This is a genomic window from Caballeronia fortuita (assembly GCF_001544835.2).
Lineage (GTDB): Bacteria > Pseudomonadota > Gammaproteobacteria > Burkholderiales > Burkholderiaceae > Caballeronia > Caballeronia fortuita.
In genome coordinates this window covers 113,993-134,013 of sequence record NZ_FCNX02000005.1, presented here as the reverse complement: position 1 = coordinate 134,013, position 20,021 = coordinate 113,993, and the positions used below count along the sequence as shown (strand labels likewise).

The window sequence follows — 20,021 nt, the reverse complement described above, 5'->3', positions numbered from 1 at the left end:
GGGAAGCACGTTGTTCAAACCTCATCGCTTTGTTCCTAAGACGGCTGTGGCCGCGGCGCTCGCCGCAACGGGTATGGCGGCACACGCCACCACACCGTTCGTCGTGCAGGATATTCGGATCGACGGTCTCCAACGCATCGAGCCGGGCTCCGTGTTCGCTTATCTGCCGATCAAGCAAGGCGACACTTTCACCGACGACAAGGCCTCCGAAGCGATTCGCGCGCTCTACGCGACGGGCTTCTTCAACGACGTTCAGATCGCCACTGAAGGCAACGTGGTGATCGTGCAGGTGCAGGAGCGCCCGGCCATCTCGGCCATCGACTTCGCCGGCCTGCACGAGTTCGACAAGGACAATCTCACGAAGGCGCTGCGCTCCGTGGGCCTGTCGCAAGGCCGCTCGTACGACAAGGCGCTCGTCGACCGCGCGGAGCAGGAGTTGAAGCGCCAGTATCTGACGCGCGGCTACTACGCGGCGGAAGTGACGACCACCGTGACGCCGGTCGACCGCAATCGCGTGCAGATCCTGTTCTCCGTCGCCGAAGGTCCGAGCGCGAAGATCCGCCAGATCAACTTCGTCGGCAACAAGGCCGTCAGTTCGGGCACGCTGCTCGGCGAAATGCAGCTCTCCACGCCGAACTGGTTCTCGTGGTACACGAAGAGCGATCTCTACGCGAAGGAAAAGCTCACGGGCGACCTCGAGAACGTGCGCTCGTACTACCTGAATCGCGGCTACCTCGAGTTCAGCATCGACTCCACGCAGGTGTCGATCTCGCCGGACAAGAAGGACATGTATCTGACGATCGCCGTGCACGAAGGCGAGCCGTACAAGATCAGCAGCATCAAGCTCGCGGGCAATCTGCTCGACCGCGAAGCCGAACTCAACAAGCTCATCAAGATCAAGCCGGGCGAGCGCTTCTCGGCCGAGAAGCTGCAGGCGACGACCAAGGCGATCGTCGACAAGCTCGGCGAATACGGCTACGCGTTCGCGCAGGTCAACGCGCAGCCGGCCATCGATCAGGCGAATCACACCGTGGCGCTCACGCTGCAGGTCGATCCGAGCCGCCGTGTGTACGTGCGGCGCGTGAACATCGTCGGAAATACACGCACGCGTGACGAAGTGGTGCGCCGCGAAATGCGCCAGCTCGAAAGCTCGTGGTTCGATTCGAGCCGCCTCGCGCTGTCGAAGGATCGCGTCAACCGTCTGGGCTACTTCACCGACGTGGACGTCACCACGACGCCCGTCGAAGGCACGAACGACCAGGTCGACGTCGACGTGAAGGTCGCAGAAAAGCCGACCGGCGCGATCACGCTGGGCGCGGGCTTTTCGTCGACGGACAAGGTGGTGCTGTCGGCGGGCGTGTCGCAGGACAACGTGTTCGGCTCGGGCACGAGCCTCTCCGTCAACGTGAACACCGCGAAGACGTACCGCACACTGACCGTGACGCAGGTCGATCCTTACTTCACGATCGACGGCATCAAGCGCATCACGGACGCTTACTACCGTACGTACGAGCCGCTGTATTACTCGACGGACTCGAGCTTCAAGATCATCACGATGGGTGCGGACACCAAGTTCGGCATTCCGTTCTCCGAGCAGGACACGGTGTTCTTCGGCGTCGGCGCCGAACAGAACACGATGGACGTCGACAGCAACACGCCGGCTTCGTACCAGAAGTACGTGCAGGACTTCGGCCGTGTCGTGAACAACTATCCGCTGACGGTCGGCTGGTCGCGCGACAATCGCGATAGCGCGCTGGTCCCGAGCCGCGGCTATTACGTTCAGTCGAACGCGGAATACGGCACGCCGCTCGGCAACACGACGTACGCCAAGTTCGACGCGCAGTTCCAGTATTACTACTCGTTCGCGCGCGGCTTCGTGCTCGGCTTCAACCTGCAGGGCGGCTACGGCAAGGGCCTGCAAGGCCAGACGTACCCGATCTTCAAGAACTACTACGCGGGCGGTATCGGTTCGGTGCGCGGCTACTCGCCGAGCTCGCTGGGTCCGCGCGACGCGAAGACCAACGACCCGATCGGCGGCTCGCGCATGGCGGTGGGCAATATCGAGCTGACGTTCCCGCTGCCGGGTACGGGCTACGACCGCACGCTGCGCGTCTTCACCTTCCTCGATGCCGGTAACGTCTGGGGCGATCCGAACCAGGGCGGCACGAGCAGCGGCGCGAACGGCCTGCGTTATGGCTACGGTGTGGGTCTCGCGTGGATCTCCCCGATCGGCCCGCTCAAGCTGAGCCTGGGCTTCCCGCTGCAGAAGCACGATGGCGACCAGTATCAGAAGTTCCAGTTCCAGATCGGTACGGCCTTCTAAGCGGCACGCCGATGAACGCGAACTTCATTTATTTCGACGTAACGTGAGGAACACTTTGGGAACCGGTAAGCATTCGAAACATAGGGCGCTGGCGCTTGCGTTGTCGATGGTTCTCGGCCTGGGCACGGCTATGTCAGCCAGTGCTCAGGAAGCGCGCATCGCGGCGGTCAATTCCGACCGCATCCTGCGCGAATCGTCTGCGGCGAAGGCCGCCCAGTCGAAGCTCGAGCAGGAATTTTCCAAGCGCGACAAGGCGCTGCAGGACATGGCGCAGCGTCTGAAGGCGATGTCGGACAACATCGACAAGAACGGTTCCTCGATGTCGCCGACCGACCGCGCGGCGCGCCAGCGTGACCTCGCGCAGCTCGACGCGGACTTCCAGCGCAAGCAGCGCGAGTTCCGCGAAGACCTGAACCAGCGCCGCAACGAGGAACTCTCGGCGGTGCTGGACCGTGCGAACAAGGTCATCAAGCAGATCGCCGAGCAGCAGCATTACGATCTGATCGTGCAGGAAGCGGTGTACGTGAGCCCGCGTATCGACATCACCGACCAGGTGCTGAAGGCGCTGGCGGCCGGCGCGACCGGCACGGGCTCGCTCACGAACCCGAACTGACGAGGACTGAGACGAGATGGCATCAGGCATGGCGATCACGCTCGGCGAACTGGTGAAGCGCTTCGGCGGCGAGGTGGTCGGCGACGGCGCGCTCGCGGTCGGCAGTCTTGCACCGCTCGACAAGGCCGGCCCCGCGCAACTCGCGTTTCTCGCGAATCAGAAGTATCTGCCGCAGGTGGAGACGACGCGCGCAGGCGCGGTGCTGATTTCCCCGGAAGACCTCGAGAAGCTGGCGAATCGCGCAGGCGGTAATTTCATCGTCACGCCGAACCCCTACGCTTATTTCGCGCGCGTGGCGCAGGCGTTCATCGACCTGGCGACGCCCAAAGCGGTGCCGGGCGTGCACCCGAGCGCTTTCGTCGATCCGCAGGCGAAGGTCGCGGCAAGCGCCGTGATCGGGCCGCACGTGACGGTGGAAGCGGGCGCGGTCGTCGGCGAGCGCACGAAGCTGGATGCAGGCGTAGTCGTCGGACGGGGCGTTACGCTCGGCGACGACGTGCATCTGTATCCGAACGTCACCGTGTATCACGGCTGCAAGCTCGGCGCGCGCGTCATCGTGCACGCGGGCGCGGTGATCGGCGCGGACGGTTTCGGCTTCGCGCCGGATTTCGTCGGCGAAGGCGATGCGCGCACCGGAAGCTGGGTGAAGATTCCGCAGGTCGGCGCGGTCGATATCGCCGACGACGTGGAGATCGGCGCGAACACGACGATCGATCGCGGCGCGATGGCGGACACCGTCATCGAGGAATGCGTGAAGATCGACAATCTCGTGCAGATCGGGCACAACTGCCGGATCGGCGCTTACACGGTGATCGCTGGCTGTGCGGGCATCGCGGGCAGCACGAACATCGGCAGGCATTGCATGATCGGCGGCGCAGTGGGCATCGCGGGCCATGTGACGCTCGCGGATTACGTGATCGTCACGGCGCAATCGGGCGTGTCGAAGTCGCTGCTGAAACCCGGCATGTACACGAGCGCGTTCCCGGCCGTGCCGCACGCGGACTGGAACAAGAGCGCGGCGATCATGCGCAATCTGGACAAGATGCGCGAGCGCATCAAGGCGCTGGAAACGGCGCTCGCCGATACCGCCCGGCACGAAGACACGAACGGCGGCGCATAAACGCCGGCGTCGTTCGAACAGGAACGAATCACAAGCAGGAGCGGGCCCGTTCGAGCCGCCGATGCGAGATGGCAATCCCGGGCGGGCGTCCGACACGATACGGCCCGCCATCCAAATTTCCGCGCCCGACGCGCGCGTGAGCAGAACGACCATGAGCACAGAAAAAATCAATCTCGATATCCACAAGATCCTCACGCTGCTGCCGCATCGCTATCCGATCCTGCTCGTGGACCGCGTGCTCGAACTCGAGCCGCACAAGAGCATCAAAGCGTTGAAGAACGTGACGATCAACGAGCCGTACTTTCAGGGCCACTTCCCGACGCGGCCGGTGATGCCCGGCGTGCTGATTCTGGAAGCGCTCGCGCAGACCGCGGCGCTCCTGACGTTCGCCGAAGAGCCGCACGATCCGACCAACACGCTCTATTACTTCGTCGGCATCGACGGCGCGCGCTTCAAGCGCGTGGTGGAGCCGGGCGATCAACTGATCCTGAACGTGACGTTCGAACGGTATATGCGCGGGATCTGGAAGTTCAAGGCGCGCGCGGAAGTCGACGGCGTGACCGCAGCCGAGGCCGAACTCATGTGTACCGTCAAGAACACGGACGCCTAAGCGCACGCGTTCACCCCGCGTTCAACGTAACAAGCAGCACGAACAGCATAGGCGAAAAGCGCATGAGCAAGATTCACCCAACCGCGATCATCGAGCCGGGCGCTCAGCTCGACGAGTCCGTCGAAATCGGGCCGTACGCGATCGTCGGTTCGCACGTCGTGATCGGCGCGGGCACGACCGTCGGCTCGCACAGCGTGATCGAAGGGCATACGACGATCGGCCGCGACAACAGCATCGGCCATTACGCGTCGATCGGCGGCCGTCCGCAGGACATGAAGTACAAGGGCGAGCCGACGCGCCTCGAGATCGGCGACCGCAACACCATCCGCGAATTCACGACGCTGCATACGGGCACGGCGCAGGATCAGGGCCTCACGACCATCGGAAGCGACTGCTGGATCATGGCGTACGTGCACGTCGGCCACGACTGCCGGCTCGGCGACAACGTCATCATGTCGAGCAACGCGCAACTGGCCGGACACGTGATCGTCGGCGATCACGCGATCATCGGCGGGATGTCGGGCGTGCATCAGTTCGTGCGCATCGGCGCGCATTCCATGCTGGGCGGCGCATCGGCGCTCGTGCAGGACGTGCCGCCGTTCGTCATCGCGGCGGGCAACAAGGCGGAGCCGCACGGCATCAACGTCGAAGGACTGCGCCGCCGGGGTTTCACGCCCGACGCCATTTCGGCGCTGCGCTCGGCGTATCGCATCGTCTACAAGAGCGGTCTGTCGCTCGAAGAGGCGAAGGCGCAACTGAAGGAACTGAGCACGGCGGGCGGCGAGGGCGATGCGCCCGTCAAGGCATTTTCCGATTTCATCGCGGCGTCGCAGCGCGGCATCATCCGCTAGACACGCTGTCCGATGACCCTCATCACTAACCCGCCACGCATTGCGATGGTCGCGGGCGAGCCATCGGGCGACCTGCTCGCGGCATCGCTGCTCAAGGGCCTCAGGCAGACGCTGCCGGAAGGCACGCGCTATAGCGGCATCGGCGGTCCTCGCATGACGGCCGAAGGCTTCGAAGCGCACTGGCCGATGGACAAGCTGACCGTGCGCGGCTATGTCGAAGCGCTCAAGCACATTCCCGAGATTCTCGGCATCCGCAACGAAATCAAGCGCCAGTTGCTCGCCGAGCCGCCTTCGGTGTTCATTGGCGTGGACGCGCCCGATTTCAACTTCGGTCTCGAACAGCCGCTGCGCGAAGCCGGCATTCCGACCGTGCATTTCGTGTGTCCGTCGATCTGGGCATGGCGCGGCGGGCGCATCAAGAAGATCGTGAAAGCGGTCGACCACATGCTGTGCGTGTTTCCGTTCGAAACGGCGCTGCTGGAGAAGTCGGGCGTATCGGCGAGCTACGTCGGCCATCCGCTCGCCGACGACATTCCGCTCGAACCCGACGTCATGGGCGCGCGCCGCGAACTCGGCATCGCGGAAGGCGGCCCGGTGATCGCCGTGCTGCCGGGCAGCCGCCGCTCGGAAATTTCGCTGATCGGCCCGACCTTCTTCGACGCGATGGAGCTGATGCAGCTTCGCGAGCCGACCGTGCGCTTTCTGATGCCGGCCGCGAATCCGGCGTTGCGCGCGCTCCTGCAGCCGCTCGTCGACGCGCATCCGCATCTGTCGCTGACCATCACCGACGGCCGCGCGCAAACCGCGATGACCGCCGCCGATGCGATTCTCGTCAAAAGCGGCACCGTGACGCTCGAAGCGGCGCTGCTCAAGAAGCCGATGGTCATCTCGTACAAGGTGCCCTGGCTCACGGGCCAGATCATGAAGCGTCAGGGCTATCTGCCGTATGTCGGCTTGCCGAACATCTTGGCGGGGCGTTTCGTCGTGCCGGAAATTCTGCAGCATTTCGCGACGCCCGAAGCGCTCGCCGACGCCACGCTGAAACAGTTGAACGACGACGCCAACCGCCGTACCCTGACGGAAATCTTCACCGACATGCACATCGCGCTGCGTCAGAATACGTCGCAGAAGGCGGCCGAGGCCGTCGCGCGGGTGCTCGACACGCGGAGGCCGCGGTAATGGCCGCTAGACAATCGGCTCAGGCAGGACTCGATTTCACCTCGCCGCTCGACATCATCTGTGGCGTCGATGAAGCGGGGCGCGGGCCGCTGGCCGGTCCGGTCGTGGCGGCGGCCGTAATCTTCGACCCCGCGAAGCCGCGCATCAACGGACTCGACGATTCCAAGGCGCTCAGCGCGAAACGGCGCGAGGAGCTTTACGAGAAGATCGTCGATCGCGCGCTCGCGTTTTGCATCGCGTCGGCGAGCGTCGAGGAAATCGACACCATCAATATCCTGCACGCGAGCATGCTCGCGATGAAGCGCGCGGTGGAAGGGCTGTCGGTCATGCCGACGCTCGTAAAAGTCGATGGCAACCGCTGCCCGGTTCTGTCGATCCGCAGCGAAGCCGTGATCGGCGGCGACGCGCTCATCAAGCAGATTTCGGCCGCGTCGATACTCGCGAAAGTCACGCGCGATCGCATGCTCGTAGAACTGCACGAAACCTTTCCGATGTACGGCTTCGACGCGCATTCCGGCTACGGCACGCCGCAGCATCTGAAGGCGCTGCGCGAGCATGGTCCGTGCGAGCATCATCGGCGTTCGTTCGCGCCGGTGCGCGAGGCGCATGCGCTCGTGTTCGGCTCGGTGCTGCCTGAGGTCGCGCCGGAAGTGCTTCAGGTCTCATCGACGCTCGAAGGCGATCCCGGCGCGCTGGCGTTCTGAGCGGCATTCAATTCAACGTGAAATCCATCACTTCGCGGGACAACCCGCTCTACAAGCGCATCAAGGCGCTCGCCGGCTCGACCGCGCAACAGCGCCGCAGCGGTCACGCGCTGCTCGAAGGTCTGCATCTGGCATCGGCGTATCTCGATGCCGCTGGCCAGCCGGAAACCTGCGTCGTCACCGAGGGCGCGCTCACGCACGAGGAAGCGCGCGAGATCGTCGCGCGTGTCGAGCAGAAGCATGTCGTCGTGTTGCCGGATGCGCTCTTCGGGCAGCTTTCGAGCGTCGCGCATGGCGTGGGCATGTTGCTGCTCGTCGAGAAGATCGATGCTGAACTTCCAACGCGCGTCGAGCAAACCTGCGTGATCCTCGACGGCATTCAGGACGCCGGTAATGTCGGCTCGATTCTGCGCAGCGCGGCAGCGGCAGGCATTACGCGTGTGTTTTGCGCGCCGGGAACGGCGTACGCGTGGTCGTCGAAAGTGCTGCGCTCGGGCATGGGCGCGCATTTCCTGCTGGATATTTTCGAAGACGTCGAACCGGCCGAACTGATCTCTCGACTCGACGCGCCCGTGACCATCACGGATTCGCACGGCGCGGTCGCGCTCTACGACTGCGATCTGTCAGGCGCGCTCGCTTGGGTCTTCGGCAACGAAGGGGCAGGGGTGTCGCAAATTTGGCGCGATGCCGTGACGCATCGCGTGACCATTCCGCAGCCGGGCGGCATGGAGTCGCTCAACGTGGCGGCTGCGGCGGCGATCTGTCTTTTCGAGCAGTGCCGCCAGCAGCGCTGACCTCGGTCAATAGTAGGAAGGCCGCTCCGGCTTGATTTCCTGCAGGATCGTCGTGGCGATTTCCTCGATCGACTTGTGCGTCGACGAGAGCCACTTGATGCCTTCGCGCTTCATCATCATTTCCGCTTCGTTGATCTCGTAACGGCAATTCTCCAGCGCCGCGTACTTGCTGCCCGGACGGCGCTCGTTACGGATCTCGGCAAGCCGCTGCGGATCGATCGACAAACCGAACATCTTCGTCCGATGCTCGAGCAGTGGCGTGGGCAGCTTGCCGCGCTCGAAGTCTTCGGGAATCAGCGGATAGTTCGCCGCTTTGACGCCATATTGCATCGCGAGATAAAGGCTCGTTGGGGTCTTGCCGCTGCGCGACACGCCGACGAGAATGACATCGGCTTCGGCGAGATTGCGGTTGGACTGGCCGTCGTCGTGCGCAAGCGAGAAGTTGATCGCCTCGATCCGATTCTTGTATTCCTCGGTATCGGCGTTCTGATGGACGCGGCCCATGGCATGCGTCGACTTCAGCGAAAGCTCGTGTTCGAGCGGCTCGATGAAGGTCTGGAACATGTCGAGCACGAGCGCGTTGCAGCCTTTGACGACTTCGTTCGACGCGCTGTCGACGAGTGTCGTGAACACGATGGGCCGGCGGCCGTCGAGCTCAACGACCTCGTTGATCTTCTCGACGGTCGCGAGCGCCTTGTCGATCGAATCGACGAAAGGCACGCGCACGAGCCGAAACTTTTGATCGAACTGGGCGAGGATCGAATGCGCGAAAGTCTCGGCAGTGATCCCGGTCCCGTCGGAAACGATGAATACGGAAGGCGGCATCGCAAAAAGAGGGAACGTGTTGGAGCGCGGTGGCTCAAAAGCTGACCAGCAGCGGGAAGCCTGAAAGCACGGACGCCGGAAAAACCTGTGTTAAGGTAGCTGACCGCTGACAGGCAGCGGCTTCGCCGCCCGGGTGTGGGCAGACCCACGATCAGGCGCGAAAGACCTCGATTTTGCCGTGGAACGACTACCCGGTCGAACCAATTATGAAATGCGGCAAGGTAGAATAGCGGCAACCTGTTCGATAAGCAATTGCGGACAAATTGATTCGGATTTTCGTCAAATCGCGGTCGTTTCGTGGCTTTTCGTTGGGTAAATCCACGTTTTCGAGCAGATTCGGACGTTTCCCCGCTTCTTTTTGAACGCGCCTCGGTTCTCGCAGGCGTTTCTTCCCCGATCGTTTATCAAACAGGTTGTACGAGATGCGGCGGCGCTTCCAATGAGCGCTCCCGCATATGAGCCCACTCGTGCGATCGTGAATTCCATCCACCTTAGGGGCTTGTATGACTAACGCAGTCAATGTTGCGAAAGATGTCGCAAAGGATCAGGCGTATGTAGTTCCATTCGAGCAGTTGCGAATGACCGACGTGGAAATCGTCGGCGGCAAGAATGCCTCGCTCGGCGAAATGATCAGCCAGCTTTCCGAAGCCGGCGTTCGTGTGCCGACGGGCTTCGCCACGACTGCGCTCGCATTTCGCGACTTCCTCCATCACAACAACCTGACGGATCGCATCGCCAAACGTCTCGAGTCGCTCGACGTGGACGACGTGAAGGCGCTCGCCGAGTGCGGCAAGGAAATCCGTCAGTGGATCGTCGACGCGCCGCTGCAGCCGCGTCTCGAAGACGAAATCCGCCGCGGTTTCGACGTTCTCCAGGCCAGCTCGCCGGAAGAGCTTTCCTTCGCCGTGCGCTCGTCCGCGACCGCCGAGGACTTGCCCGACGCATCGTTCGCGGGTCAGCAGGAAAGCTATCTGAACGTGGTCGGCATCGAAGACGTGCTCGATCGCATGAAGCACGTGTTCGCGTCGCTCTACAACGACCGCGCCATTTCCTATCGCGTCCACAAGGGCTTCACGCATGCGGAAGTGGCGCTGTCGGCGGGCGTGCAGCGCATGGTGCGCTCGGACGTCGGCGCGGCGGGCGTCATGTTCACCATCGACACGGAATCGGGCTTCAAGGAAACCGTGTTCATCACGTCGAGCTACGGTCTCGGTGAAACCGTCGTGCAGGGCGCGGTGAATCCGGACGAGTTTCACGTCTTCAAGACCACGCTCGAACAGGGCAAGTATCCGATCATCCGGCGTTCCATCGGCTCGAAGCTCGTCAAGATGGAGTTCACGAAGCCGGGCGAACCGGGCCGCGTGAAGACCGTCGACGTGCCGCACGAGCAGCGCAACCGCTTCTCGATCACCGACGAAGACGTCATCACGCTTGCGAAGTACGCGGTCATCATCGAGAAGCACTATCAGCGTCCGATGGACATCGAGTGGGGCAAGGACGGCCGCGACGGCAAGATCTTCATTCTCCAGGCGCGTCCGGAAACGGTGAAGAGCCAGGCGTCGGGCAAGGCCGAGATGCGCTTCAAGCTGAAGGGGCAGTCGAACGTGCTGGCGACCGGCCGCGCGATCGGCCAGAAGATCGGCGCGGGTCCGGTGCGCGTGATTCACGATCCGTCGGAGATGGAACGCGTGCAGCCGGGCGACGTGCTCGTCGCCGACATGACCGATCCGAACTGGGAGCCGGTGATGAAGCGCGCATCGGCCATCGTGACGAATCGCGGCGGCCGTACCTGTCACGCGGCGATCATCGCGCGTGAGCTGGGCGTGCCGGCGGTCGTCGGCTGCGGCGACGCAACGGACATCCTGAAGGACGGCGCGCTCGTCACGGTGTCGTGCGCGGAAGGCGACGAAGGCAAGATCTACGACGGCCTGCTCGAAACCGAAGTGACCGAAGTCCAGCGCGGCGAGCTGCCGAAGATTCCGGTCAAGATCATGATGAACGTCGGCAATCCGCAACTCGCGTTCGACTTCGCGCAGTTGCCGAATGCGGGCGTGGGTCTCGCGCGCCTCGAATTCATCATCAACAACAACATCGGCGTGCATCCGAAGGCGATTCTGGAGTACCCGAACGTCGACGCCGACTTGAAAAAGGCGGTCGAGTCCGTCGCGCGCGGTCACGCTTCGCCGCGTGCGTTCTATGTCGACAAGCTGACCGAAGGCATCGCCACGATCGCGGCGGCGTTCTATCCGAAGCCCGTCATCGTGCGTCTGTCGGACTTCAAGTCGAACGAGTACAAGAAGCTCATCGGCGGTTCGCGTTACGAGCCGGATGAAGAGAATCCGATGCTCGGTTTCCGCGGCGCGTCGCGTTACATCGCGGAAGACTTTGCCGAAGCGTTCCACATGGAATGCGTTGCGCTGAAGAAGGTGCGCGAGGAAATGGGTCTGGACAACGTGCAGATCATGGTGCCGTTCGTGCGTACCCTCAAGCAGGCGGATCGCGTGGTCGAACTGCTGAAGAAGTTCGGTCTCGAGCGCGGCAAGAACGACCTCAAGCTCGTGATGATGTGCGAAGTGCCGTCCAACGCGATTCTCGCCGAGCAGTTCCTGGAGCGCTTCGACGGCTTCTCGATCGGTTCGAACGATCTGACGCAGTTGACGCTCGGCCTCGACCGCGACTCCGGCATGGAACTGCTCGCCGCCGATTTCGACGAGCGCGACGAAGCCGTGCAGTTCATGCTGAAGCGCGCGATCGAAACGTGTCTGCGCCTCAACAAATACGTCGGCATCTGCGGACAGGGTCCGTCGGATCATCCGGACCTCGCCGTGTGGCTGGCGGAGCTTGGCATCGAATCGATGTCGCTGAATCCGGACACGATCATCGACACGTGGCAGCAGCTCGCGAAGACGTTGTCAAAATAGGTTGACCGCGCACCTTTCCGCTTGCTTTCGGATTGGTGCAGCATGATATAAAAAACACCCCGGACTTTTCCGGGGTGTTTTCGTTTGGAGACGGATGATGGAAACCGGCGGGCTGTTCTGGTGGTTCGCAGCGGGGGCGCTGATCGTGGCGGAGTTGTTTACCGGCACGTTCTACCTGCTCATGATCGCGCTCGGCATGATCGCGGGCGGCATCGCCTACGTGATCGGCGCCTTGCCGCATGTGCAGATGGGCGCGGCGGCGGTGATCGCGCTGATCGCGGTAGCAGTGTTGCGGCGTTCGCGCTTCGGCAACTGGAAGCAACGCAACGACGCATCGCGCGATGCGGCGGTGAATCTCGATATCGGCGCGACGCTGGAAGTCGATCAGTGGCGCGACGGCCGCGCGCGGGCCATGTACCGGGGCGCGCAATGGGACGTGGAACTCGCGCCGGGGGAGACCGAAGGCGCGCGCTTTTACCGCATCACGGCGCTGGACGGCAACCGGCTCATCGTCGCGGCCAAACGCTAGCTTCACAAGGAGAAAAACAATGTACTTCGCGCTAATCGTGCTCGTTATCGCGATCGTGATCGTGGTGAACACGGTCAAGATCGTTCCTCAACAGCATGCCTGGGTGCTGGAGCGGCTCGGCCGCTATCACGCGACGCTCACGCCGGGCCTGAACATCGTGCTGCCGTTCATCGACCGCATCGCCTACAAGCACATACTCAAGGAAATTCCGCTCGAAGTGCCGAGCCAGGTCTGTATCACGCGCGACAACACGCAGCTGCAGGTCGACGGCGTGCTGTACTTCCAGGTCACCGACGCGATGAAGGCCTCGTATGGATCGAGCAACTTCGTGTTCGCGATCACGCAGTTGTCGCAGACGACGCTGCGTTCTGTCATCGGCAAGCTGGAACTCGACAAGACCTTCGAGGAACGCGACTTCATCAACCAGAGCATCGTGAACGCACTCGACGAAGCCGCGTCGAACTGGGGCGTGAAAGTGCTGCGCTACGAGATCAAGGATCTCACCCCGCCGAAGGAAATCCTTCACGCGATGCAGGCGCAGATCACCGCCGAGCGCGAGAAGCGTGCGTTGATCGCGGCGTCGGAAGGGCGCAAGCAGGAGCAGATCAATCTGGCATCGGGCGCGCGCGAGGCCGCGATCCAGAAGTCCGAGGGCGAACGGCAGGCGGCGATCAATCAGGCGCAGGGCGAGGCTTCGGCCATTCTCGCGGTGGCGGAGGCGAATGCGCAGGCCATTCAGAAGATCGGCACGGCGATCCAGACGGCGGGCGGCATGGAAGCGGTCAACCTGAAAGTCGCGGAGCAATATGTCGGCGCGTTCGGCAATATCGCGAAGACAGGCAACACGCTGATCGTGCCAGGCAACATGTCCGATATGAGCACGATGATCGCGTCGGCGCTTTCCATCGTGAAGGGCGAGGGCGGCGGCGTCATCAGGAAGAGTTGACGCGGTAAAAGCAATCGGGGCGCTGAGAAGCGCCCCGATTCGTTTGATCGCTTAGCGCGAAGCCGAGCGCATCAGGCGCCCGCGTTCGCGTTCCCAGTCGCGCTTCTTTTCGGTCTCGCGCTTGTCGTGCAGCTTCTTGCCCTTCGCCAGACCGATTTCACACTTCACGCGGCCGTCCTTGTAGTGGAAGTTGAGCGGCACGAGCGTATGCCCGCGTTGCTCGACCTTGCCGATGAGCTTGTCGATCTGTTCGCGATGCAAAAGCAGCTTGCGCGTGCGCACCGGATCGAGATTGGCGAACTTCGATGCCTCGGGCAGCGGGCTGATGTGCGTGCCGATCAGAAAAAGCTCGCCGTTCTTGATGACGACATAGCCTTCCTTGATCTGTGCGCGGCCCGCGCGCAACGCCTTGACTTCCCAGCCTTCGAGCACGAGACCGGCCTCGTAGCGCTCTTCGACGAAGTAATCGAAGAAGGCTTTTCTGTTGTCGATGATGCTCATGAATGGAAAGCGCCCAACTCGTTTAAAATCCTGATTTTAGCAGCGCGCCGGCATGTGTTCGAACCGATGCCTCGTTCTCTTGCGCGTTGCCGCCCAATTCAGCTACCGCTGCGCCCTATATGGCAGACGTCCAGAAAACCGTATTGATCCGCCATTCAGCGGAAGAAATGTTCGACCTCGTCACCGATGTCGCCGATTACCCCAATTTCCTGCCCTGGTGCGGCGGCGTCGAAATCGGCCGCCAGGACGAGAACGGTATGGAAGCGAAGATCGACATCAGCTTCAAGGGCATCAAGCAGCATTTCGCGACGCGCAACACCCAGAAGCGTCCGACCAATATCGATATGGAGTTCTTGAGCGGCCCTTTCAAGAAGTTCACCGGCTACTGGCACTTTACGCCGCTGCGCGCGGACGCGTGCAAGATCGAATTCGCGTTGCACTACGAGTTCTCGAACGTGATTCTCGAGAAGCTCATCGGGCCGGTGTTCAGCCATATCGCCAACACGTTCGTCGATTCCTTCGTGAAGCGCGCGGATCAGCGCTACGGCAAGCCATGATGCGTATCGATGTTTGCTACGGCCTGCAGGATGGCGCGTTTCTCGAGCGCGTCGATCTGCCCGAAGGCGCGACGGTGCGAGATGCGATCGAAGCGAGCGGCGTGCTGCGTGCGTACGGGGGCATCGATCTGGCGACGCAGAAGGTCGGCGTGTTCGGCAAGCTGAAGCCGCTCGACGCGGCGCTCGCCGATCTCGACCGCGTTGAGATTTATCGGCCGCTAAAGGTGGATCCGAAGGCCGCGCGTCAACGCCGGGTCGACAAGGCGCGCAAGGCGGGTTCCATCGAAGGGCGCAAGTGGCAGTCGAAGGATTCGCGTTGAAGCGCGTTCAATGCGCGGGCGCTTCCTTCGCCACGGCGGAGGCGGGCGCGAGCGTGTGCTGCCTGACCGACCAGATCACGCCGACGAGCAGCAGCACGATCGCGAGCACTTCGGGCGTGCGCGGCCAGCGGCCATCGTAGACGAAGGCGTAGAGCAGCGCGAAGAGCGTCTCGAACACGATCATCTGGCCCGACAGCGTGAGCGGCAGGCGTTTGGCCGCCGCGTTCCACAGCATGTTGCCGAGCCACGAGCCGCCCGTCGCCAGCGCGAAACAGACTATCCAGAACACGTGCCAGCGCGAGGCCGGCACGCTCGCCTGAACGGTGCCCGAGGGCAGCATCCACACGATCGCGCCGAGCGCGACGCCGAGCAGCCCCGTCACGATGCCCCACAGCACTGACCACTCGTTGCCGTCGAAATGGCGATTCGATTGCAGATAACGTGCGTTCACGACCGCGTACCACGTCCACGACGCGAGCGCGCCAAGCGCACACCCAAGCCCGGCCAGGCGCGTGAGGACGCTCGCCGTGTGATGGGCGTCGCTGAACACATCGAGATTGATGCATGCGATGCCGGCGAGCACCAGCACGAGCGGCCCGACGAGCCGTCTGAGATCGACCGCGCCGTGATCGCGCCGGCCGGCGAGCGTGACGGTCACGGGCAGAATGCCGACGATCAGCGACGATGGCGCGACGCCCACGAGCTGCACCGCGCTCGCGAGCAGCATGTAGTAGAGCAGGTTGCCCACTAAAGCGAGCTTCACGAGTGCGATGAGATCGGCGCGCGTGAGCTTGGCCGCGAGACGCCGGGCGATCGGCAGCGCAACCGCCAGCGACACCGCGCCGTACATCAGATAGCGTCCGACCGAGAGCGTCAGCGGCGAAAAATCCGGCAAGAGCCGTGGCGCGAGAAAGATGAAACCCCAGATCGCTCCTGCCGTCATTCCGTACATCACACCGCGCTGCATCGTCCGACCCCGCCGAAATTTCAACTGACGGCGCGAAGCGTAGCATGCGCCCCGGGAGGCCCGTCTTGTCGAAAACTGCAACGGCGGCGGTGCGAAAGGCGCGGGCGCGCGACGGCCCGGATTTTGCGCCGCAATCGCCTAAGCTGCTGTTCGGGCAGTGAAAATGCGGGGAACTATCGGTATAATCTGCTTTTGCGCCCATAGGATTTGCCATGCGTCTGATCCAGAAAGCACTCACGTTCGATGACGTGCTCCTCGTGCCCGCCTTCTCCAGCGTTCTCCCGCGCGACACCAGCCTGAAATCCCAGCTGACTCGCAATATTTCCCTGAACATGCCTCTCGTGTCCGCCGCCATGGACACGGTCACCGAAGGCCGGCTCGCCATCGCCATGGCGCAGATGGGCGGCATCGGCATCGTCCACAAGAATCTCACCGCCAAGGAACAGGCCCGCGAAGTCGCGAAAGTGAAGCGCTTCGAGTCCGGCGTCGTGCGCGATCCGATCACGATTCCGCCGCAGATGCGCGTGCGCGACGTCATCGCGCTCACGCAGCAGCACGGTATCTCGGGCTTTCCGGTGGTCGAAGGCGCGCAACTGATCGGCATCGTCACGAACCGCGACCTGCGCTTCGAAGAACGGCTGGACGAGCCGGTGCGCAACATCATGACGCCGCGCGAGCGTCTCGTGACGGTCAAGGAAGGCACGTCGCTCGCCGAGGCGAAGGCGCTGATGCACAGCCATCGCCTGGAGCGCGTGCTCGTTGTCAACGACGCATTCGAACTGCGCGGCCTGATGACGGTGAAGGACATCACCAAGCAGACCGAAAACCCGGACGCCTGCAAGGACGAAGACGGCAAGCTGCGCGTGGGCGCGGCGGTCGGCGTCGGTCCGGACAACGAGGAGCGCGTCGATCTGCTGGCGCAGGCGGGTGTCGACGTGATCGTCGTCGACACCGCGCACGGTCATAGCCAGGGCGTGCTCGAACGCGTGCGCTGGGTGAAGCAGAACTATCCGCACGTGCAGGTGATCGGCGGCAATATCGCGACGGCGGCGGCGGCCAAGGCGCTCGTCGAGTACGGCGCGGACGCGGTGAAGGTCGGCATCGGGCCGGGCTCGATCTGCACGACGCGGATCGTCGCGGGCGTCGGCGTGCCGCAGATCACGGCCATCGCCAACGTCTCCGAAGCGCTGCGTGGCACGGGCGTGCCGGTCGTCGCGGATGGCGGCGTGCGTTTCTCGGGCGACGTGTCGAAGGCGCTCGCGGCGGGCGCGAACGTCGTGATGATGGGTTCCATGCTCGCCGGCACCGAAGAATCGCCGGGTGACGTGTTCCTTTATCAGGGCCGCCAGTACAAGTCGTACCGCGGCATGGGTTCGGTCGGCGCGATGAAGGACGGCGCGGCGGACCGCTACTTCCAGGACAACTCGGCGAACATCGACAAGCTCGTGCCGGAAGGCATCGAAGGCCGCGTGGCCTACAAGGGCTCGGTCAACGCGATCCTGTTCCAGATCGTCGGCGGCGTGCGCGCGAGCATGGGCTACTGCGGCTGCCGCACCATCGGCGAGCTGCACGAGAAGGCGGAATTCGTCCAAATCACGGCAGCGGGCATGCGCGAGTCGCATGTGCATGACGTGCAGATCACGAAGGAAGCGCCCAACTACCACGTCGACTAATCGAGCGGACTGACCATGAAACCGTTGCTGCGGGTCGTGCTCGTCATCAATGCCCTGATTTTTCTGGCGTTCGGCCTGCTGTTTCTGCTGACGCCGTGGGCCGGCCTGTACGGCGCGCTGCAACTGGATTCGATCCGCGTCCAGCCGGCGTTCGCCGGGCAGTTGCTCGGCATCGCGCTCGTCGGTCTGTCGTGGCTCGCGTTTCACGCGGCCGTCGATGGCGCGCTGACCGCACGCGCCGCGCGTGTTTCGGGCCACGTGCAGTGGCTGTCGGGCGTCGTCGTGCTGGTGTGGCTGCTCGGGCTGCACACACCTGAAGTCGATGGCATCGGCCAGATCAGCGCGGCGGTGGTCGGCGCGGTGCTGCTCGTGCTGGGTCTCGGCAGCGTGCGGTTGTCGTCGGCGGTGCGGCGGCGCGAGCGCGCGGCGCTGGCGGGCGCGGCATCGGCGCAGCGCGCGGAGAAGAAGGCGGCGCAAAAGCGTGAGGAAGTGCCGCCCGCACGCGCGGAACCGATCGATATCGCATCGCGCCCCGCAGCCCGGGCGCCGGACGCAACGGCCATCGATCCGATATCGGGCCGCGCGATCGATTCAGCAGGACGGCCGCTCGATCCCGCGTCGCCCATCGGTGCGGCGTCGGTGCGCGCGCATCCGGACGGCGCGGTCGATCCGGTCACCGGTGGCACGCTCGATCCGCTGACGGGCCGCGCGATCGATCCGGTCACCGGCAAGCGCATCGAGCCCGTCATCACCGGCGAAATCGATCCTGCGACGGGTCGACGCGTCGATCCGCTCGCGCCGGACGCGAGCCGCGCGCCCCGTTGAGGGCCGCAAGCGCATGCCGGGCGCCACGCACGCGCGGCGACGCAAACACGCAGGACAAGCACGGTCGGCCTATGCGCCGGCCGTCGATTTATTTGCACGCCGGCCGCGCGATGTTGCGTTCCGGCAGCCCAGACATCAATCGTTCACTTAGCCTTTGGCCGCAGCCATGCACGACAAAATCCTGATTCTCGATTTCGGCTCCCAAGTCACCCAGTTGATCGCGCGGCGCATCCGCGAGTCCCACGTCTACTCGGAAATTCATCCGTACGACGTCGACGAGACGTTCATCCGCGAATTCGCGCCGAAGGGCATCATCCTGTCGGGCGGCCCGAACTCGGTCACCGAGGCGAAGTCGCCGCGCGCGCCGCAGATCGTCTTCGATCTCGGCGTGCCCGTGCTCGGCATCTGCTACGGCATGCAGACGATGGCCGATCAGCTCGGCGGGAAGGTCGAGCTCGGCCACGTGCGTGAATTCGGCTATGCGGAAGTGCAGGCGCTGAATCACACGGGCTTTCTCGAAGGCATTCAGGACTTCGCGAGCGACAAGGGCGAGTCGATGCTCAAGGTGTGGATGAGCCACGGCGACAAGGTCGTCGACCTGCCGGCGGGTTTCAAGCTGATGGCCTCGACGCCGTCGTGCCCTATCGCCGCGATGGCCGACGACGACCGCCGCTTCTACGGCCTGCAATGGCATCCGGAAGTCACGCACACGGTGCAGGGCCGCGCGATGATCGACCGTTTCGTGCTCGAGTTGTGCGGCGCGCGTGCGGACTGGGAAATGGGCCATTACATCGACGAAGCGGTCGAGAAAATCCGCGCGCAGGTCGGCGATGAGCACGTGATTCTCGGCTTGTCGGGCGGCGTGGATTCGTCGGTGGCGGCGGCGCTCTTGCATCGCGCGATCGGCGATCAACTGACGTGCGTGTTCGTCGATCACGGCCTGCTGCGCCAGAACGAGGCGGAGCAGGTGATGTCGACGTTCGCGGATCACCTCGGCGTGAAGGTAATCCACGTCGATGCGAGCGAAGAATTCCTGCAGAAGCTCGCGGGCGTGACCGATCCGGAAGCGAAGCGCAAGATCATCGGCGCGGAGTTCGTCGAAGTGTTCCACAAGGAATCGGACAAGCTCACCGATGCGAAGTGGCTCGCGCAGGGCACGATCTATCCGGACGTGATCGAATCGGCGGGCAAGGGCAAGAAGGGCGCGCACACGATCAAGAGCCATCACAACGTCGGCGGCTTGCCGGAAACGTTGAATCTCAAGCTGCTCGAGCCGCTGCGCGAGCTTTTCAAGGATGAAGTGCGCGAACTGGGCGTGAAGCTCGGTCTGCCGCCCGCGATGGTGTATCGCCATCCGTTCCCGGGACCGGGCCTCGGCGTGCGGATTCTCGGCGAAGTGAAGCGCGAGTTCGCGGACCTGCTGCGCCGCGCCGATGCGATTTTCATCGAGACGTTGCGCAATACCATCGACAAGGAAACGGGCAAATCGTGGTACGACCTGACGAGCCAGGCGTTCGCGGTGTTTCTGCCGGTGAAGAGCGTCGGCGTGATGGGCGACGGGCGCACTTACGAGTATGTGGTCGCGCTGCGTGCGGTGCAGACGCTCGACTTCATGACGGCGCATTGGGCGCATCTGCCGCACGATCTGCTCGGACATGTGAGCAATCGCATCATCAACGAGGTGCGCGGAATCAATCGGGTGGTGTATGACATTTCGGGTAAACCGCCTGCGACGATCGAGTGGGAGTGAGCGAGTCCGATGG

Annotated in this window: 19 protein-coding genes; 16 read left to right on the top strand and 3 right to left on the bottom strand. The window is 63.4% G+C overall.

Annotated features, from left to right (window positions below; all coding sequences use genetic code 11):
* The first annotated feature begins 10 nt into the window (after positions 1 to 10).
* The 8 genes from bamA to AWB77_RS11575 all read left to right on the top strand — a co-directional run bounded on the left by bamA (position 11) and on the right by AWB77_RS11575 (position 8,194).
* Positions 11 to 2,323, top strand: coding sequence for an outer membrane protein assembly factor BamA (bamA, locus tag AWB77_RS11610; RefSeq protein ID WP_061134799.1), 2,313 nt, complete (start codon positions 11 to 13; stop codon positions 2,321 to 2,323).
* Between the two features lie 106 nt (positions 2,324 to 2,429).
* Complete coding sequence (locus AWB77_RS11605; protein WP_061134586.1) at positions 2,430 to 2,936, top strand: OmpH/Skp family outer membrane protein; 507 nt, start codon at positions 2,430 to 2,432, stop codon at positions 2,934 to 2,936.
* Between the two features lie 28 nt (positions 2,937 to 2,964).
* Positions 2,965 to 4,056 (top strand): UDP-3-O-(3-hydroxymyristoyl)glucosamine N-acyltransferase, encoded by a 1,092-nt coding sequence (gene lpxD / locus AWB77_RS11600; protein ID WP_061134585.1) that lies wholly within the window; start codon positions 2,965 to 2,967, stop codon positions 4,054 to 4,056.
* Between the two features lie 151 nt (positions 4,057 to 4,207).
* Positions 4,208 to 4,666: a 3-hydroxyacyl-ACP dehydratase FabZ gene (fabZ, locus tag AWB77_RS11595; protein WP_061134798.1), complete on the top strand. Its 459-nt coding sequence runs from the start codon at positions 4,208 to 4,210 to the stop codon at positions 4,664 to 4,666.
* Positions 4,667 to 4,728: 62 nt separating this feature from the next.
* Positions 4,729 to 5,517: an acyl-ACP--UDP-N-acetylglucosamine O-acyltransferase gene (gene lpxA, locus AWB77_RS11590; RefSeq protein WP_061134584.1), complete on the top strand. Its 789-nt coding sequence runs from the start codon at positions 4,729 to 4,731 to the stop codon at positions 5,515 to 5,517.
* A 12-nt stretch (positions 5,518 to 5,529) separates the two neighbouring features.
* Positions 5,530 to 6,696, top strand: coding sequence for a lipid-A-disaccharide synthase (gene lpxB, locus AWB77_RS11585; protein ID WP_061134583.1), 1,167 nt, complete (start codon positions 5,530 to 5,532; stop codon positions 6,694 to 6,696).
* Entirely contained in the window at positions 6,696 to 7,400 is a 705-nt protein-coding gene (rnhB, locus tag AWB77_RS11580) for a ribonuclease HII (protein ID WP_061134582.1), read from the top strand. The genes lpxB and rnhB overlap by 1 nt, the downstream gene beginning before the upstream one ends.
* 17 nt (positions 7,401 to 7,417) lie before the next feature.
* Complete coding sequence (locus AWB77_RS11575) at positions 7,418 to 8,194, top strand: TrmH family RNA methyltransferase (protein WP_061134581.1); 777 nt, start codon at positions 7,418 to 7,420, stop codon at positions 8,192 to 8,194.
* A gap of 6 nt (positions 8,195 to 8,200) precedes the next feature.
* Here AWB77_RS11575 and ppsR read toward each other — a convergent pair whose 3' ends face one another.
* Positions 8,201 to 9,019, bottom strand: coding sequence for a posphoenolpyruvate synthetase regulatory kinase/phosphorylase PpsR (ppsR, locus tag AWB77_RS11570; protein WP_061134580.1), 819 nt, complete (start codon positions 9,017 to 9,019; stop codon positions 8,201 to 8,203).
* A gap of 503 nt (positions 9,020 to 9,522) precedes the next feature.
* Between ppsR and ppsA the strand changes: the two genes are divergently transcribed.
* The 3 genes from ppsA to AWB77_RS11555 all read left to right on the top strand — a co-directional run bounded on the left by ppsA (position 9,523) and on the right by AWB77_RS11555 (position 13,415).
* Complete coding sequence (gene ppsA, locus AWB77_RS11565) at positions 9,523 to 11,940, top strand: phosphoenolpyruvate synthase (RefSeq protein WP_061134579.1); 2,418 nt, start codon at positions 9,523 to 9,525, stop codon at positions 11,938 to 11,940.
* A 97-nt stretch (positions 11,941 to 12,037) separates the two neighbouring features.
* Positions 12,038 to 12,469, top strand: a complete 432-nt coding sequence (locus AWB77_RS11560) for an NfeD family protein (protein ID WP_061134578.1) — start codon at positions 12,038 to 12,040, stop codon at positions 12,467 to 12,469.
* Positions 12,470 to 12,488: 19 nt separating this feature from the next.
* On the top strand, positions 12,489 to 13,415 hold the full coding sequence (locus AWB77_RS11555; RefSeq protein WP_061134577.1) for an SPFH domain-containing protein: 927 nt from the start codon (positions 12,489 to 12,491) through the stop codon (positions 13,413 to 13,415).
* Between the two features lie 51 nt (positions 13,416 to 13,466).
* On the opposite strand, the gene smpB is transcribed toward AWB77_RS11555, so the two are convergent.
* Complete coding sequence (gene smpB, locus AWB77_RS11550) at positions 13,467 to 13,916, bottom strand: SsrA-binding protein SmpB (protein ID WP_061134576.1); 450 nt, start codon at positions 13,914 to 13,916, stop codon at positions 13,467 to 13,469.
* A gap of 119 nt (positions 13,917 to 14,035) precedes the next feature.
* Between smpB and AWB77_RS11545 the strand changes: the two genes are divergently transcribed.
* Positions 14,036 to 14,473: a type II toxin-antitoxin system RatA family toxin gene (locus tag AWB77_RS11545; protein ID WP_014191146.1), complete on the top strand. Its 438-nt coding sequence runs from the start codon at positions 14,036 to 14,038 to the stop codon at positions 14,471 to 14,473.
* Positions 14,470 to 14,793 (top strand): RnfH family protein, encoded by a 324-nt coding sequence (locus tag AWB77_RS11540; protein WP_061134575.1) that lies wholly within the window; start codon positions 14,470 to 14,472, stop codon positions 14,791 to 14,793. The genes AWB77_RS11545 and AWB77_RS11540 overlap by 4 nt, the downstream gene beginning before the upstream one ends.
* A gap of 7 nt (positions 14,794 to 14,800) precedes the next feature.
* On the opposite strand, the gene AWB77_RS11535 is transcribed toward AWB77_RS11540, so the two are convergent.
* Entirely contained in the window at positions 14,801 to 15,760 is a 960-nt protein-coding gene (locus AWB77_RS11535; RefSeq protein WP_061134574.1) for a DMT family transporter, read from the bottom strand.
* Between the two features lie 212 nt (positions 15,761 to 15,972).
* Between AWB77_RS11535 and guaB the strand changes: the two genes are divergently transcribed.
* The 3 genes from guaB (at position 15,973) to guaA (ending at position 20,008) form a co-directional block, all read left to right on the top strand.
* Positions 15,973 to 17,433, top strand: coding sequence for an IMP dehydrogenase (gene guaB, locus AWB77_RS11530; protein ID WP_061134573.1), 1,461 nt, complete (start codon positions 15,973 to 15,975; stop codon positions 17,431 to 17,433).
* A 15-nt stretch (positions 17,434 to 17,448) separates the two neighbouring features.
* Positions 17,449 to 18,258, top strand: coding sequence for a hypothetical protein (locus AWB77_RS11525; protein ID WP_061134572.1), 810 nt, complete (start codon positions 17,449 to 17,451; stop codon positions 18,256 to 18,258).
* Between the two features lie 166 nt (positions 18,259 to 18,424).
* The gene (gene guaA, locus AWB77_RS11520; RefSeq protein WP_061134571.1) at positions 18,425 to 20,008 is read left to right on the top strand and encodes a glutamine-hydrolyzing GMP synthase; all 1,584 of its coding nucleotides are present in this window, start codon (positions 18,425 to 18,427) and stop codon (positions 20,006 to 20,008) included.
* Positions 20,009 to 20,021 lie beyond the last annotated feature (13 nt).

Bases quoted from the DNA above. Each gene is read 5' to 3' on its own strand.
- AWB77_RS11605 (WP_061134586.1), top strand. From the start codon at position 2,430: ATGGTTCTCGGCCTGGGCACGGCTATGTCAGCCAGTGCTCAGGAAGCG.
- lpxD (WP_061134585.1), top strand. From the start codon at position 2,965: ATGGCGATCACGCTCGGCGAACTGGTGAAGCGCTTCGGCGGCGAGGTG.
- fabZ (WP_061134798.1), top strand. From the start codon at position 4,208: ATGAGCACAGAAAAAATCAATCTCGATATCCACAAGATCCTCACGCTG.
- lpxA (WP_061134584.1), top strand. From the start codon at position 4,729: ATGAGCAAGATTCACCCAACCGCGATCATCGAGCCGGGCGCTCAGCTC.
- lpxB (WP_061134583.1), top strand. From the start codon at position 5,530: ATGACCCTCATCACTAACCCGCCACGCATTGCGATGGTCGCGGGCGAG.
- rnhB (WP_061134582.1), top strand. From the start codon at position 6,696: ATGGCCGCTAGACAATCGGCTCAGGCAGGACTCGATTTCACCTCGCCG.
- ppsR (WP_061134580.1), bottom strand. From the start codon at position 9,019: ATGCCGCCTTCCGTATTCATCGTTTCCGACGGGACCGGGATCACTGCC.
- ppsA (WP_061134579.1), top strand. From the start codon at position 9,523: ATGACTAACGCAGTCAATGTTGCGAAAGATGTCGCAAAGGATCAGGCG.
- AWB77_RS11560 (WP_061134578.1), top strand. From the start codon at position 12,038: ATGGAAACCGGCGGGCTGTTCTGGTGGTTCGCAGCGGGGGCGCTGATC.
- AWB77_RS11555 (WP_061134577.1), top strand. From the start codon at position 12,489: ATGTACTTCGCGCTAATCGTGCTCGTTATCGCGATCGTGATCGTGGTG.
- smpB (WP_061134576.1), bottom strand. From the start codon at position 13,916: ATGAGCATCATCGACAACAGAAAAGCCTTCTTCGATTACTTCGTCGAA.
- AWB77_RS11545 (WP_014191146.1), top strand. From the start codon at position 14,036: ATGGCAGACGTCCAGAAAACCGTATTGATCCGCCATTCAGCGGAAGAA.
- AWB77_RS11540 (WP_061134575.1), top strand. From the start codon at position 14,470: ATGATGCGTATCGATGTTTGCTACGGCCTGCAGGATGGCGCGTTTCTC.
- AWB77_RS11535 (WP_061134574.1), bottom strand. From the start codon at position 15,760: ATGCAGCGCGGTGTGATGTACGGAATGACGGCAGGAGCGATCTGGGGT.
- guaB (WP_061134573.1), top strand. From the start codon at position 15,973: ATGCGTCTGATCCAGAAAGCACTCACGTTCGATGACGTGCTCCTCGTG.
- AWB77_RS11525 (WP_061134572.1), top strand. From the start codon at position 17,449: ATGAAACCGTTGCTGCGGGTCGTGCTCGTCATCAATGCCCTGATTTTT.
- guaA (WP_061134571.1), top strand. From the start codon at position 18,425: ATGCACGACAAAATCCTGATTCTCGATTTCGGCTCCCAAGTCACCCAG.